The sequence below is a fragment of the Pseudomonas sp. ATCC PTA-122608 genome (genome assembly GCF_001952855.1).
Taxonomy (GTDB): domain Bacteria; phylum Pseudomonadota; class Gammaproteobacteria; order Pseudomonadales; family Pseudomonadaceae; genus Aquipseudomonas.
Map to the genome: position 1 here is coordinate 1 of NZ_LPNO01000019.1, position 14,709 is coordinate 14,709.

Annotated in this window: 14 protein-coding genes; 6 read left to right on the forward strand and 8 right to left on the reverse strand. The window is 61.3% G+C overall.

Annotated elements, in window-relative coordinates:
* Positions 1-193 (forward strand): integrase core domain-containing protein (locus AU074_RS17420; RefSeq protein WP_143503588.1); only part of this gene is annotated, 193 nt, incomplete at its 5' end.
* Between the two features lie 70 nt (positions 194-263).
* Here the strand turns inward: AU074_RS17420 and AU074_RS17425 are convergent.
* From AU074_RS17425 to AU074_RS17435, 3 genes are all read right to left on the reverse strand, one after another.
* Entirely contained in the window at positions 264-1,238 is a 975-nt protein-coding gene (locus AU074_RS17425) for a biotin-dependent carboxyltransferase family protein (RefSeq protein ID WP_076015770.1), read from the reverse strand.
* Complete coding sequence (locus tag AU074_RS17430) at positions 1,235-2,113, reverse strand: allophanate hydrolase subunit 1 (protein WP_076015771.1); 879 nt, start codon at positions 2,111-2,113, stop codon at positions 1,235-1,237. Before AU074_RS17430 ends, AU074_RS17425 begins: the two co-directional genes overlap by 4 nt.
* Positions 2,114-2,189: 76 nt before the next feature.
* Entirely contained in the window at positions 2,190-2,948 is a 759-nt protein-coding gene (locus AU074_RS17435) for a 5-oxoprolinase subunit PxpA (protein ID WP_063027778.1), read from the reverse strand.
* 233 nt (positions 2,949-3,181) lie between these two features.
* Between AU074_RS17435 and AU074_RS17440 the strand changes: the two genes are divergently transcribed.
* Positions 3,182-4,099 carry a LysR family transcriptional regulator gene (locus tag AU074_RS17440; protein WP_017475938.1) on the forward strand — a complete coding sequence of 306 codons (918 nt, stop codon included), beginning with the start codon at positions 3,182-3,184 and terminating at the stop codon, positions 4,097-4,099.
* Here the strand turns inward: AU074_RS17440 and AU074_RS17445 are convergent.
* Positions 4,096-4,992 carry a LysR family transcriptional regulator gene (locus AU074_RS17445; RefSeq protein WP_076015772.1) on the reverse strand — a complete coding sequence of 299 codons (897 nt, stop codon included), beginning with the start codon at positions 4,990-4,992 and terminating at the stop codon, positions 4,096-4,098. The genes AU074_RS17440 and AU074_RS17445 overlap by 4 nt on opposite strands.
* Before the next feature lie 112 nt (positions 4,993-5,104).
* Between AU074_RS17445 and AU074_RS17450 the strand changes: the two genes are divergently transcribed.
* Positions 5,105-5,863: an SDR family NAD(P)-dependent oxidoreductase gene (locus AU074_RS17450; RefSeq protein WP_076015773.1), complete on the forward strand. Its 759-nt coding sequence runs from the start codon at positions 5,105-5,107 to the stop codon at positions 5,861-5,863.
* A 57-nt stretch (positions 5,864-5,920) separates the two neighbouring features.
* On the forward strand, positions 5,921-6,844 hold the full coding sequence (locus AU074_RS17455; protein ID WP_076015774.1) for a LysR family transcriptional regulator: 924 nt from the start codon (positions 5,921-5,923) through the stop codon (positions 6,842-6,844).
* Positions 6,845-6,880: 36 nt separating this feature from the next.
* Here the strand turns inward: AU074_RS17455 and AU074_RS17460 are convergent, their stop codons facing one another.
* Complete coding sequence (locus AU074_RS17460; RefSeq protein WP_076015775.1) at positions 6,881-7,327, reverse strand: multidrug/biocide efflux PACE transporter; 447 nt, start codon at positions 7,325-7,327, stop codon at positions 6,881-6,883.
* Between the two features lie 89 nt (positions 7,328-7,416).
* Between AU074_RS17460 and AU074_RS17465 the strand changes: the two genes are divergently transcribed.
* Positions 7,417-8,271 (forward strand): LysR family transcriptional regulator, encoded by an 855-nt coding sequence (locus AU074_RS17465; protein WP_076015776.1) that lies wholly within the window; start codon positions 7,417-7,419, stop codon positions 8,269-8,271.
* Between the two features lie 4 nt (positions 8,272-8,275).
* Here the strand turns inward: AU074_RS17465 and AU074_RS17470 are convergent, their stop codons facing one another.
* A complete protein-coding gene (locus AU074_RS17470) occupies positions 8,276-9,118 on the reverse strand; it encodes a LysR family transcriptional regulator (RefSeq protein ID WP_076015777.1) in 843 nt (280 codons plus the stop codon).
* A 111-nt stretch (positions 9,119-9,229) separates the two neighbouring features.
* Here AU074_RS17470 and AU074_RS17475 point away from each other — a divergent pair, with 111 nt between their 5' ends.
* Positions 9,230-9,955: an SDR family oxidoreductase gene (locus tag AU074_RS17475; RefSeq protein ID WP_076015778.1), complete on the forward strand. Its 726-nt coding sequence runs from the start codon at positions 9,230-9,232 to the stop codon at positions 9,953-9,955.
* 73 nt (positions 9,956-10,028) lie between these two features.
* Here AU074_RS17475 and AU074_RS17480 read toward each other — a convergent pair whose 3' ends face one another.
* Both AU074_RS17480 and dnaE read right to left on the reverse strand, forming a co-directional pair.
* On the reverse strand, positions 10,029-10,976 hold the full coding sequence (locus tag AU074_RS17480; protein WP_076015779.1) for an acetyl-CoA carboxylase carboxyltransferase subunit alpha: 948 nt from the start codon (positions 10,974-10,976) through the stop codon (positions 10,029-10,031).
* Between the two features lie 138 nt (positions 10,977-11,114).
* Positions 11,115-14,636: a DNA polymerase III subunit alpha gene (dnaE, locus tag AU074_RS17485; protein ID WP_076015780.1), complete on the reverse strand. Its 3,522-nt coding sequence runs from the start codon at positions 14,634-14,636 to the stop codon at positions 11,115-11,117.
* Between the last annotated feature and the right edge of the window lie 73 nt (positions 14,637-14,709).

Below are 14,709 nucleotides of genomic sequence, written 5' to 3' on the forward strand. Positions count from 1 at the left end.
GTGCTGGGACAACGCCCCGATGGAACGTTTTTTTGGCAGCTTGAAGTCCGAATGGGTGCCTGAGGGAGGTTATAGCTCTGAGTACGAGGCCCAGGTAGATATCAACCGATATGTGGCGCGATACAACAGCGTAAGGCGCCACAGCTACAACGGTTATCACTCACCGATAGCGGCGGAAAAGCTAGCAGCGTGAGAACCGAAAAGAATGTCCGAAATTACTGGACCAGTTCAAGCCCGCTCCCACATTGGGTTCAGTGGTGAGTTCAGGTGCTAAACAACCCACCCATCACCTTCAGCCGCTTCTTGTACACCCGCCGCGCCTCCAGCGCCTCCTCCAGCGTCACCGCCACAAACCCCGCGCGCTGGTTCGGTTGCATCTGCCCGATCAGATCCAGGTCGGCACTGATCACCGTGCCAATCATCGCGTAACCTCCACCCGACACCGCATCCCGATGCAGCACGATGGGCTCCAGCCCGGCCGGCACCTGGATCGAGCCGATGGGGTAGCAACTGTCGACGATGTTCGACGGATCAGAACCGGCGCCAAACGGCTGCTCCCGTGGCTGAAAGCTCAACGCGCTACCGCCCTTGAAGCGATAGCCGATGCGATCAGCCTCCGAACCGACCGTCCAGGGCTCAGCAAAAAAGCTGATTTTGGCGCCGGGCGTCAGTCGCTCGTAATACAGCCCCGGCACCACCCGCAGCGTCACGTCTCCGCCCACCGATTGGCGCAACGCCATGGGCAAACTATTCCCCGACCGGCCTTTGCCGCTGGCCTCGCCCACAGGCAATTCATCACCCTCCACCAGCCGCCGCCCGTGAAACCCGCCCAACGCACCCAAGGTGTAAGTGGACCGGCTGCCCAATACCAGCGGCACGTCGATACCACCGGCCACCGCGAGGTAAGTCCGTGCGCCGGCCTTGGGAAATTCAAAGCGCAGCACCTGCCCGGCACACACTTCAAACGCGGTGTCCTGATGCACCACCACACCGTCCAGGCGCGGTGACATCAGCGCACCGCACAGCGCTACCAGCGCGTCCTGCTGAAATTCCAGTTCCGGCCCGATCAACGTGCATTCCAGCCCGGCGGCACCGGCCGGGTTGCCCACCAGATGGTTGGCCGCGCTCAACGCGTATTGGTCCAGCGCGCCGGACGGCGGGATGCCGAGGTGGTAATAACCTTCGCGGCCCAGGTCCTGCACCGAGGTGGCGAGGCCGGGTTTGAGTACCTTGATCATGCCAGCGCCTCCTGCAGGGTTTTCGGATAGCCAATGGGGTCGGCGAGAAAGGCGTCGAGGGAAAACTCCACCGGACGGATGCGCAGGTCGAACCGCCCGGCCTCCACTTCAGCCACCGCCAGGTCATAGGCATCGCGGTCCATGGGTTTGAACTGCACGATGTCGCCGGGGCGGAAGAACACCATGTGTTCCTTGAGGTACGCCAACTGCTGTTGCGGGTCGTGGATCGGCGCCGGGGTGACGCCGAACATCTGGTAACCGCCGGCGCCGCGTACCGAATAAATACAGCCGAAGCAGCCGCCGTGGCCGAGGGTCAATTTCGGCGTGTCGGTGCGTGGACGCAAATACTTGGGCACCTGCAACTGCCGCTCGCGCTCGACCATCTGGAACATGAACGGCAAGCCCGCCACAAACCCCACCATCGAGACAAACCATGGCGCACCGCTATGGGCCGCGATAAACGCCTCGACATCCGCCAGGCCGTTGATCCGCGCGGCGTATTCCAGGTCGGTGCCGGTCGGGTCTTGATGACGGTCGCGAAAACGCATCAGGGTTTCATGGGTCCAGGGGTCGTTGTACAGAACCGGGATTTCGATGATGCGGGTGTGCAAGGTGCGTTCGGCCACGGCTTGGGCTTCAGCGCTTTGCACCGCGTCCAGCAGCACGTGGGGCGCGATGCGGTCCGGGTCGAAGCGAATCTGGAACGAGGCATTCGCCAGGCAGACGTCCAGCACACCGTCCAGGGCCAGGCGTTCCACCGCGCGGGTGACGGCCATGCCCTTGAAGAAAGCCTCCAGGGACATGCTCTCGCTGACCTCGGCAAACAGGTGTTCATCACCGCCAAAGCTGTAGCGGATCGGGGAAGATTCGGCCATGTCTGTTCCTCTTGGAATCATTGTAGAAAGGCAGGCAAAAAATCAGCAGGACCCGGTGTCTGGGCACCGGTGTCGGTCAACGAGGTGTGCGCACTTCAATCCCCGCCTGGTCCAGCGCTTCACGCGTCGCTTCCACCAGCTCAAGGGCGCCGGGGGTGTCGCTGTGCAGGCAGATGGAATCGAATTCGATAAACAGGTCTTCGCCTTCAACCGTGCGCACCAGGCCGGTCTGGCAGGCACGCAGGACACGCGCCGCAACCGTCGCCGGATCCAGCGCCCGCACATTGCGGGTAAACACGATGGAGCCGGTGAGATCGTACTCACGGTCGGCATAAAACTCCCGCACCACCGGCTGGCCCAGTTCCTTGGCAATCCGCCAGATCACCGAGTTGGGCATGCAGTACAGCAACAGCGTGGGCTCCAGGCGTTGCAGGTTTTCCACCAACAGCCGCGCCGCTTCTTCGTCCCGCGCCAGGTGCATGTACAACGCACCGTGGGGCTTGATGTGTTGCAGCGTCAGGCCCTGGGCCCGGGCGATTTCCCGCAGGGCGCCGAGCTGATAGAGCATGTCGTCCACCAGTTCCTGGGCCGGCGCGTTGATATGGCGCCGGCCGAAACCCACCAGGTCACGAAAGCCCGGGTGCGCGCCAATTGCCACACCCAGCTGCTTGGCGCGCTCGACGGTACGGCGCATGGTGCCCGGGTCGCCGGCATGAAAGCCGGTGGCGATGTTGGCCGAGCTGATATAGGCCATCAGTTCACTGTCGACGCCATCGCCGATGGTCCAGGGACCGAAGCCTTCGCCCATGTCCGAATTGAAATCCACTGCCTGCATCGGGGTCGCTCCGTTGAAGTTCATGCCATGGAAATTAGGCTGCCGCTTGACCCCTTGGGAAGATCTATTATCAGATGGGTCATCTTCTGAAAATCAGATACCTGATACTGATCGTTCCCACGCTCCGTGTGGGAATGCCACCCTGGACGCTCTGCGTCCGCTTTTAAAATCGTGACGCGGAGCGTCACAGGATGCGTTCCCCACGCAGAGCGTGGGAACGAGCGGAGAAACCAATGTCCCTGACCCTGCGCCAAATCCGCTACTTCGTCGCCACCGCCGAAATCGGCCAGATCTCCCAGGCGGCGATTCACCTCAACATCTCCCAATCCGCAGTGACCACCGCGATCAAGGAGCTGGAAGCGATGCTCGGCGCGCAGCTATTCGTGCGCTCGGCCCAGGGCATGAGCCTGACCGACGCCGGGCGGCATTTTCTCAACCGCGCCTACGTGATTGTGCGCAGCGTCGACGATGCCCTGAACAGCCCGTTACCGGACTACCGCGCCAGCGGCGTACTGCGGGTGGCCGCCAGCTACACCGTGCTCGGTTACTTCCTGCCGCACCACTTGCAGCGCATGGAACACTGGCACCCGGACGTGACCATCGAGGTCTTCGAACAGGAACGCCAGGCCATCGAACATGGCCTGCTCAACGGCCAGTTCGACATGGCCGTGGTGCTCACCGCCAACCTCACCCACCCGGATATCGTCTCGGAAATCCTCTTCAACTCCGAACGCCGCCTGTGGCTGCCCAGTCATCACCCGTTGTGCGAACGCCCGGCCGTGAGCCTCGCGGACGTGGCCAGGGAACCGTACATATTCCTCACCGTCGACGAAGCCGAACAAAGCGCGATGCGCTACTGGGAACAGGCCGGGCAAACGCCCAAGGTGCGGCTGCGCACCAGTTCAGTGGAGGCGGTACGCAGCATGGTTGCCAATGGCAGCGGCGTGGCGATTCTGTCGGACCTGGTGCATCGCCCGTGGTCACTGGAAGGCAAGCGCATCGAAACCGTGAGCGTCACCGACAAGGTCACGCCCATGAGTGTCGGCCTGGCCTGGCACCGCGAGCGCGACTTCACCCCGGCGATGCAGGCGTTTCGGGATTACTTCCACGATGCATTCCTGGCGCCGCAGCAGTTGTCGGCCCGGCGTTAAAGCCGGGATTGCAGGATCGCCGCCAGCCAATCCATGAACACCCGCACCCGCAGCGGCAAATGCCGTTGGCCGGCGTACAACAGGGACACGTCCAGCGCGGGTGCCGGATAGTCCGGCAGCACCGCCACCAACTCGCCGCTGGCCAATAGATCGACAATGCCCAGGACAGGCACCTGAGTCAGGCCGAACCCGCCGATGCACGCTGCCCGATACGCATCCGTGCTGTTAACGGTAACCCGCCCGGCCATGGGAACCCGGTGCACCTTGTTGCCCTGTACGTATTCAAACCCGGGCGAACGCGAGCCCAGCGGGCGTACGTAATGCACCAGTTGATGGTGGGCCAAATCGGCGAGCGTCTGGGGTACGCCGTAACGTTGAAGGTAAGTCGCGCTGGCGCAATTGATCATCGTCATGCTGCCCAGCAACCGCGCCACTACCGACTGGTCCGGCTGCGCGCCAATCCGCAATACGCAGTCGAAACCTTCGGCCAGCAGGTCGACCTGACGGTCAGTGCTGCTGATTTCCAGCTCGATCAGCGGGTGCAGGTCCATGAATTCCGGCAGGCGCGGCAGGATCAGTTCCCGGGCCATGACGTTGGGCATGTCCACGCGAATCCGCCCCGCGAGCTGCGCCTCATCCTGACGAAACAAGCCTTCCAGCTCCTCCATGTGCGACAGCAGATCCTTGCTGCGTTCGTACAGCACGCGGCCATCCTGGGTCGCCTGAACCTTGCGCGTGGTGCGCTGCAACAGGCGCGCACCGAGCAACTCTTCCAGGGCCTGCACATGCTCGGACACGGTCGAGCGCGGCAAGCCCAGGCTCTCGCCCGCCTGGGTGAAACTCGACAGTTCGGTGACGCGCACGAAGGTGCGCAACAACTCAAGTTTGTTCATGGGATTGTTCGCCTTATCCGGCCAGTGATTCCGGCATAGCTCTGTTTATCACGTTATGGCCGGACAAATACACTCAGTCCCACGAACACTCACCTGCTCCGAGGACTCCACCATGACCCGTAAAATCGCACTGATCACCGGCGCCAGCCGTGGCCTGGGCAAAAGCGCCGCGCTGCACCTGGCAGCGCAAGGCGTCGACATCATCGGCACCTACCACAGCGCGGCGGACGAAGCCCAGGCCGTGGTCGCCCAAGTCGAGGCGCTGGGCGGCAAAGCGGCGATGCTGCAACTGGACGTCAGCCAGAGCTCCACCTTCGATGCATTCACCGCCCAGGTTGGCTCGGTGTTGAAAGAAGTGTTCGGCCAGGCGCACTTCAACTTCCTGATCAACAACGCCGGGATTGGCGCCCACGCCAGCTTTGCCGAAACCACCGAAGCGCAGTTTGACCAACTGGTGGCGATCCACTTCAAGGGCCCGTTTTTCCTGACCCAGAAACTGCTGCCACTGATCAGCGATGGTGGCCGCATCATCAATATCTCCAGCGGACTGGCGCGCTTCAGCCTGCCGGGTTACTCGGCCTACGCTTCGATGAAAGGCGCGGTGGAAGTGCTGACCCGCTACCAGGCCAAGGAGCTGGGTGCACGCGGGATTACCGTCAACACCCTGGCCCCCGGCGCGATTGCCACCGACTTCAGCGGCGGCGCGGTGCGCGACAATCCGGACGTGAACGCGATGGTCGCCAACAACACCGCACTCGGTCGCGCCGGCTTGCCGGATGACATTGGCGGGGCGATTTCCACCCTGCTGGCCGATGGCAGCAACTGGATCACCGGGCAGCGCGTCGAGGCGTCGGGCGGGATGTTTCTGTAACGCGCTCAGATTCTCCGCTAGCATCAATGCTTTCGGATAACTGACAGGCAATCACCCATGAGTTTTGATCCAGGATTGGCCGGCGGCATGGGCGTACTGGCCGCCGTGGTCGATAGCGGCAGTTTTGCCCGCGCCGCCGACAGCCTGGAGATGACGCCTTCGGGAGTCAGCCGGGCCATTTCGCGGCTGGAAAAACGCTTGGGGATTCGCCTGTTCGACCGCACCACTCGCTCGGTGCAATTGACCGACGAAGGCCGGCGTTTCTACCAGGAAATCGCCCCGCTGCTGGCCGGCCTGGAAGAAGCCGCCAGCTCGGCGGCAGACAGCGCCCTGACCGTACGTGGGCGGTTGCGGGTGAACATCGACCCGTACTTCTCGCGGCTGGTGCTGGGGCCGGTGCTCGGTGAATTCATGAGCCAGTACCCGCAGTTGCAGTTAGACCTGCACACGCGGGATCAACTCGGGGACCTGGTGGCGGATGGCTTTGACCTGGCCATCCGTTTTGGGATTCCGCAATCGTCCTCGTTGATCGCCCGCAAGTTGCTGGAAGTGCGGGTGCTCACGTTGGCGTCGCCGACTTATCTTGAGCGCCACGGCCGCCCCAACCATCCATTGGACTTGGAAGACGGCCAGCACGTCTGCATCGACTTTCGCGACTCCCAGACCGGCCGGCCGTTTGGCTGGGAATTCCACCGGCCCGGCGAACAGATCAATGTCGCCACCAGCGGACGGCTGGTGGTCAACGATGCCGGGACCTTGTACAGCGTTTGCGAACACGGCCATGCAGTTGCGCAGATGCTCGACCTCGGGCTTGCGCCAGCGCTCGAATCGGGCGCGTTGATCGAGCTGTTTCCCGACTGGCCCGATGAGCGCTTCCCGTTGTATGCCTTCTACCCGTCGCGGCATTTGCCGGCGGCCAAGGTGCGGGCGTTCCTGGAGTTTGTGGCGTCTGTAGGAGCGAGCTTGCTCGCGAAAAACTAAAGTGCACCGTGTTACTCCTGAAACCCGGCGTTTTCGTTAACGTCCATCGCGAGCAAGCTCGCTCCTACAAATAATCCTTTCCCGCAACGCGTCGTACGCCCAGTGATACACATAGGTGTACGGCAGGAAAAACAGCAGCACGCCGATGTCGAGGATAAACGCCTGCATCAGGCTGATGTTCAGCCACCAGGCAATCAACGGTACGCAGATCGCCACCAGGCCGCCTTCAAACATCAACGCGTGCAGCACGCGGGTCCACACCCCGCCGGACAGTTGCAGGCGCGCCTTGAGACGGTCGAACAGGCCGTTGAAAATCACGTTCCAGGCCAGTGCCATAAGGCTGATGGCCAAGGTCACCATGCCCATCTCCAGCGCCGGTTTATCCATGATCCACGCCAGCAGCGGCGTACAGATCAACAAAGCCAGGCCTTCAAAACCAATGGCCTGCCAAACGCGTTCAGTAATCGACTTGGTGGGTGTCATGACCCGTTCTCCGTGAGTGACGATGGTTGCCATCATTACCCTTTGAATCGATACTTCATAACCAATAACCATCGAACAAGGCGATAGTCATGGCTTCCCATGAAGTGCTTCAGGCGTTTGTGCAGGCGGCGACCCAGGGTTCGTTTTCAGCGGCGGCGCGCAAGCTGGGCAAGAGCCAGTCCACCGTCAGCGCGGCGGTGGCGAGCCTGGAGATTGACTTGGACGTGGTGCTGTTTGATCGCAGCAGCCGCAAGCCCACGCTGACCCCGGCCGGGCATGTGCTGTTGCAACGCGCCGAGCAGGTGCTGGAAGCCAGCAGCCGCCTGGAGTTGGCGGCCAGTCAGTTGTCCCAGGGGTTGGAGCCGAAGCTGAGTATCGCCATGTCCGATACGTACCAGTCGGACCGTTTCGAAACCGCCCTCAGCGCCTTCGAACAGCGCTATCCGGACCTGGAGCTGGAATGCCTGATCGCCGAATGCGAGGACTTGATCGCCCTGGTGCAAAGCGGCCGGGCGCAGATTGCGTTTATCGAGAAGCAGGACGTATACCCGCCGGACCTCACCAGTACCGCCGTGGAAGAGCGCACGGAAATCGCGCTGTTTGTAGCGCCCAAACATCCGCTGGCGAACCTTAAGGACATCGATCAGCAAACCCTGGAGCAACACCGCGAACTGCGCCTGGCGAGCATCATCAACCCGAATGAAACCCGGGGCCTGGGGCGTGTGTGGTCGGCGCCCAGTTACCTGATGCTGATGGAAATGGCGCAACTGGGCTTTGGCTGGGCACCGCTGCCGCGCTGGTTGGTGGAGCGCTTTGGCGGCGGCCACCTGTGTGAAATCAAGGCCCGGAGCTGGCCGCGCTCGGTGGCGGTGGATGCGTTGTGGTCACGCCAGCATCCGCCCGGCCCGGCAGGCAGTTGGTTGCTGGGCAAGATGCTGGAGTAACGGCTCAGGCTGCTTCTATCTGTGGCGGGCGGTTGTTCTGGAAATACTCATGCAGCGCCCGCAACGCCGGCAACTCCAGCGCCTGGGCGGCAAAGCACAACCCCACCCGGCGCGTCGGTGCCGGCAGGTGCCAGGGACGAATCACCACCCCGGCCCGCTCCGCCGCCAGCGACTGCGGCAACATCGCCACGCCCACCCCGGCGGCCACCATGTGCAAGGCCTGGGTCAACGAACCGGCGTGCCCGGCCACCGCCTGAGGTGAACGACCGTACAAGGCCATCAGGCGCTGGTGCGAGTCATGCTGCGGGCAAGTGATCCAGTCTTCAATCGGCGCCCACGCCTGTTCTTTTCCACCTGCCGCCATCGGGTGTGCCACCGGCAGCGCCATCACGTAGGACTCCTCCCAAAGCGGCAGGAACAATTCGTCCTCGCAGCACATTTCCTCCACAGCCAGGCGCCCTTCTCCTTCACAGCCTTCCTGCAAGGTCAGCAGCAAGCCGGGTAAGCCTTGGTGCGCCATGCGCAGGAAAGTTTCGATCTGGCTGTCGGCAATATCGCCTTCCACCCCCAGTTCCAGGGCGATGCGGTTTTCGCGTCCGCGAAACAACCGGCTCAACGCATCGGCCTCGGCCACCATGCGCCGCGCTTGCGGGTACAGCACACGCGCCTCGTCACTGACCTCAACCCCGCGAGGCTGGCGCAGAAACAACGCCACGCCCAACTCTTCTTCCAGTTGCTTGATGGTCACCGACAGCGTCGGCTGGCTGACGAACAGGCGCTGGGCGGCGGCAGTGATATTGCGCTCTTCGAACACCGCGAGAAACGCTTTGAGATGACGCACATCCATAGTTAATACCGATGACAGACAGAGGAATAAGGCATTTTTCAGTCACTCAAGGGCTAAATATACTGCGACCCACGTTTAGTTATTTGTTTTTCTTATTTCAGGAGTTCAAGCATGAGCAAGCCATTGATCATCATCACCGGCGCCAGTTCGGGCATTGGCGAAGCGTCTGCGCGCTTGCTGTCGGCCGCCGGCCACCCGCTGTTGCTGTTGGCCCGCCGCATCGACCGGCTAAATGCGCTGGAGTTGCCGAACACCTTGAGTCGCGGTGTCGACATCACCGACCGCGCTGCACTGGTGGCAGCGGTGAAAGAAGCCGAAGCGCAATTCGGCCCGGCCGATGCACTGATCAACAATGCCGGTGTGATGCTGCTGGGCAGCGTCAGCGAACAGGACCCGGCACAGTGGGAGCAGATGCTCGACGTCAACGTGAAAGGCTTGCTGAACGGTATTCATGCAGTGGCTGCCAGCATGGTCGAGCGCAAGGGCGGCACGATCATCAACGTCAGCTCGGTGGCCGGGCGCAAGACCTTCCCTAACCATGTCGCCTATGTAGGCACCAAGTTTGCCGTGCATGGGATTTCGGAAAATCTGCGGGAAGAAATGTCGCCGCACAATGTGCGCGTGATCACCATCGCGCCGGGGGCGGTGGAAACCGAACTGCTGAGCCACACCACCGATGAAGCGATCAAGACCGGCTACCAGGCGTGGAAACAGGACATGGGCGGTACGGTATTGAGTGCGAATGACGTGGCTTCGGCGATTGCCTATGCCTACCAGCAGCCGCAGCATGTGTGCATTCGTGAGATCGTGTTGGCGGCGACGCGCCAGCAGCCGTAATTCAGTCGTCCAGGCAAAATCGATTAAATGTGGGAGCGGGCTTGCCCGCTCCCACATTTAGTACTGCGTCGGCTTAGAGACCGTAGCTCATCAGACGCTCGTAACGACGGGCCAGCAGCGCCTCGTTGTCGAACTTCTTGAGCATCGCCAGTTGCGCGCTGAGTTCAGCACGAATGGTCGCGGCAGCGGCAGCCGGGTCACGGTGGGCGCCGCCCAATGGCTCGGCGATCACTTTGTCCACGATACCCAGGCCTTTCAGGCGATCAGCAGTGATGCCCATGGCTTCAGCGGCATCCGGCGCTTTCTCGGCGGTTTTCCACAAGATCGAGGCGCAACCTTCCGGCGAGATCACCGCGTAGGTCGAATATTGCAGCATGTTCAGTTGATCGCAGACGCCAATGGCCAGCGCACCGCCGGAACCGCCTTCGCCGATCACGGTAGCGATGATCGGGGTCTTCAGGCGAGCCATCACACGCAGGTTCCAGGCAATTGCTTCGCTCTGGTTGCGCTCTTCAGCGTCGATACCCGGGTAGGCGCCCGGGGTGTCGATGAAGGTCAGGATCGGCATCTTGAAGCGCTCGGCCATTTCCATCAGACGGCAAGCCTTGCGGTAGCCTTCCGGGCGCGGCATGCCGAAGTTGCGACGGACTTTCTCGCGCACTTCACGGCCTTTCTGGTGACCGATCACCATCACTGGCTGGTCGTCCAGGCGAGCGATACCGCCCACGATGGCAGCGTCGTCGGAGAAGTGACGGTCGCCGTGCAGTTCGTCGAACTCGGTGAAGATGTGCTCGATGTAGTCCAGGGTGTACGGACGGCGCGGGTGGCGGGCCAGGCGCGCGATCTGCCAGCTGGTCAGCTTGCCGAAGATGTCTTCGGTAAGCGTGCTGCTCTTGTCTTGCAGGCGAGCGATTTCATCGCCGATATTCAGCGAATTGTCATTGCCGACCAGGCGCAGCTCTTCGATCTTGGCTTGCAGGTCAGCGATCGGCTGTTCGAAATCAAGAAAATTCGGGTTCATAAGCGTCCGTCTTGGGTCGACGGCCAAGGAGTGCCTGGCCAGCCGGTGGTCTATTCGCGCCCTACCTTAAGGGAGAGGCGCGGTTAGGTCGAGATTAAATGTTCGGTCGAGATCAGGCTTTTTTGTACTGCCTGACCGTCAACGGTATTGGAGGAAGACGTTGTCACGCCCGAACTGGTCACGCAATGCTTGAATCAAGCCATCCGCCGGGTCGATTCTCCAGGTCTCGCCGAACTGCAGCATGGCCTTGGCATCGTTGCCGGTGTACTCCATGGTCACCGGGCACGCGCCGCGATGCCGCTTGAGCAAGTCACCCAACCAGCGTAGCTGATCACCTTTAAGCGCCTCGGTGCGCACTTTCAGGCGCAGGCTTTCGGCCAGGTTGGTGCGGGCATCTTCCATGCTCATCACGCGCTTGATCCGCAGGCGCAGGCCACCGGAGAAGTCGTCGTTGCTGACCTCCCCTTCCACCACCACCATCGCGTCAGTCTGCAACAGTGACTGGGCGGAATGGAAGGCATCGGCAAACAGCGACGCTTCAATCCGGCCCGAGCGGTCGTCGAGGGTGATGAAGCCCATCTTGTCGCCCTTCTTATTCTTCATCACCCGCAGGGCGATGATCATGCCCGCAACGGTCTGGGTATCCCGCGCCGGCTTCAGGTCGATGATGCGCTGACGGGCGAAACGCCGGATTTCACCTTCGTATTCGTCAATCGGGTGACCGGTGAGGTACAGGCCCAGGGTGTCTTTCTCACCCTTGAGGCGTTCCTTGAGGGTCAGGTCCTTGGCTTTGCGGTGGTTGGCGTAGACGTCGGCGTCTGCTTCGACGAACAGCCCGCCAAACAAGTCGGCGTGGCCGCTGTCGTGGGTGCGCGCGGTCTGCTCGGCGGCCTTGATCGCTTCTTCCATGGCGGTCAGCAACACTGCACGGTTGCGATCGATGTTGGCCTGGTAAGCCTTCGGCTCATCATGGAAATACGGGCCCAGGCGATCCAGGGCGCCGCTGCGGATCAAACCGTCAAGGGTACGTTTGTTGATGCGCTTGAGGTCGACCCGGGCGCAGAAGTCGAACAGGTCCTTGAACGGCCCGTCCTGGCGCGCTTCGGTAATCGCCTCCACCGGGCCTTCGCCCACGCCCTTGATCGCGCCGAGACCATAGATGATGCGGCCGTCATCGTTCACCGTGAACTTGAACTCGGAAGTGTTCACGTCCGGCGCGTCGAGGCGCAGCTTCATGGTGCGCACTTCTTCGATCAAGGTCACGACCTTGTCGGTGTTGTGCATATCCGCAGACAGTACCGCGGCCATGAACGGAGCCGGGTAATGAGCTTTCAGCCAGGCCGTCTGGTACGACACCAGTCCGTAAGCGGCGGAGTGAGACTTGTTGAAGCCGTAACCGGCGAACTTTTCTACCAGGTCGAAGATGTTACCGGCTAGGTCGGCGTCGATGTTGTTGGTGGCGCAACCTTCAATGAAACCGCCACGCTGCTTGGCCATTTCCTCGGGCTTTTTCTTACCCATGGCTCGACGCAGCATGTCCGCACCGCCGAGGGTGTAGCCGGCCATAACCTGGGCAATCTGCATCACCTGTTCTTGATACAGAATGATGCCGTATGTCGGTGCCAGTACCGGCTTGAGGCCTTCGTACTGGTAGTCGGAGTGCGGGTAAGCCAGTTCGGCACGCCCGTGCTTACGGTTGATGAAGTCGTCCACCATGCCCGATTGCAGCGGGCCCGGACGGAACAGGGCCACCAGTGCGATCAAGTCTTCCAGGCAGTCGGGCTTGAGCTTTTTGATCAGCTCTTTCATGCCACGGGATTCAAGCTGGAAGACGGCCGTGGTTTCGGCCTTTTGCAGCAACTGGTACGTCGGTTTGTCGTCCAGCGGGATAAAGGCGATGTCCAGCGGCGGCTCGTCGATCTTCGCCCGCTCGCGGTTGATAGTCTTCAGCGCCCAGTCGATGATCGTCAGGGTACGCAGGCCGAGGAAGTCGAACTTCACCAGGCCGGCCGCCTCCACGTCATCCTTGTCGAACTGGGTTACCAGGCCGTCGCCTTCTTCGTCGCAATAGATCGGCGAAAAGTCGGTCAGCTTGGTGGGCGCGATGACTACACCACCGGCGTGTTTACCGACGTTACGCACTACACCTTCGAGCTTGCGCGCCATGTCCCAGATTTCGGCCGCTTCTTCATCGACCTTGATGAAGTCCCGCAGGATTTCTTCCTGCTCGTAGGCTTTTTCCAGGGTCATGCCGACTTCAAACGGAATCATCTTCGACAGGCGGTCCGCCAGGCCGTAGGACTTGCCTTGCACACGGGCCACGTCGCGGATTACCGCTTTCGCCGCCATGGAACCGAAGGTGATGATCTGGCTTACCGCATTGCGGCCGTATTTCTCGGCCACGTATTCGATAACCCGGTCGCGACCATCCATGCAGAAGTCGACGTCAAAGTCGGGCATCGATACCCGTTCCGGGTTAAGGAAGCGTTCGAACAGCAGGTCATATTCCAGCGGGTCGAGGTCGGTGATCTTCTGCACATAGGCCACCAGGGACCCGGCACCCGATCCACGGCCAGGGCCTACCGGCACGCCGTTGCTTTTGGCCCACTGGATAAAGTCCATTACGATCAGGAAGTAACCGGGGAACCCCATCTGGATAATGATATCCAGCTCGAAATTCAGCCGGTCGACGTACACCTGGCGCTTGGCTTCGTAATCTTCAGTGGTGTCCTTGGGCAGCAGGACACTCAAACGGTCTTCCAGGCCGTCGAACGACACCTTGCGGAAATATTCATCGATGGTCATGCCATCGGGAATCGGGAAGTTGGGCAGGAAGTGCTTGCCCAGCTTCACCTCAATATTGCAGCGCTTGGCGATTTCGACAGAGTTTTCCAGGGCCTCGGGCAGGTCGCTGAACAGCTCGGCCATTTCATCGGCGCTTTTGAGGTACTGCTCTTCGCTGTAGTTTTTCGAACGGCGCGGATCGTCCAGCGCCCGGCCTTCACCGATGCATACGCGGGTTTCGTGGGCCTCGAAGTCTTCTTTCTTGATAAAGCGCACATCGTTGGTCGCGACCAGCGGCGCACCGAGCTTTTCAGCCAGGGCCACGGCGGCGTGCAACTGCTCTTCATCGTTGGGGCGGTTGGTGCGCTGGATTTCCAGGTAGAAACGGTTGGGGAACACGTCCATCCACTCACGGGCGAGCACTTCCGCCTCCTGAGGATTGCCGCCCAACAATGCGATACCGATTTCACCCTCTTTGGCCGCCGAGAGCATGATCAGCCCTTCGCTGGCCTCGGCCACCCACTCGCGCTCGATGATGATCGAGCCGTTGCGCTGGCCGTCGATAAAACCACGGGAAATCAGTTCGGTGAGGTTGCGATAACCGACGCCGTTCATCGCCAACAGGCTGATCCGGCTCAGTGGGTTATCCGGGTCTTTGTTCGACAGCCACAGGTCGGCGCCGCAGATCGGCTTGATGCCGGCGCCCATGGCGGCCTTGTAGAACTTGACCAGGGAGCACATGTTGTTCTGGTCGGTCACCGCCACGGCAGGCATGTTCATGCCCACCAGGGTTTTGACCAGGGGTTTGATCCGTACCAGGCCGTCGACCAGGGAGTATTCAGTGTGCAGGCGCAGGTGAACGAATGAAGCCGGCATAGTGATCCTGTCTAAAAACGTGGAGACAACAAGGCCCGGATTGTACCGGGCCTTGGCAAAAACATCAGCCTTG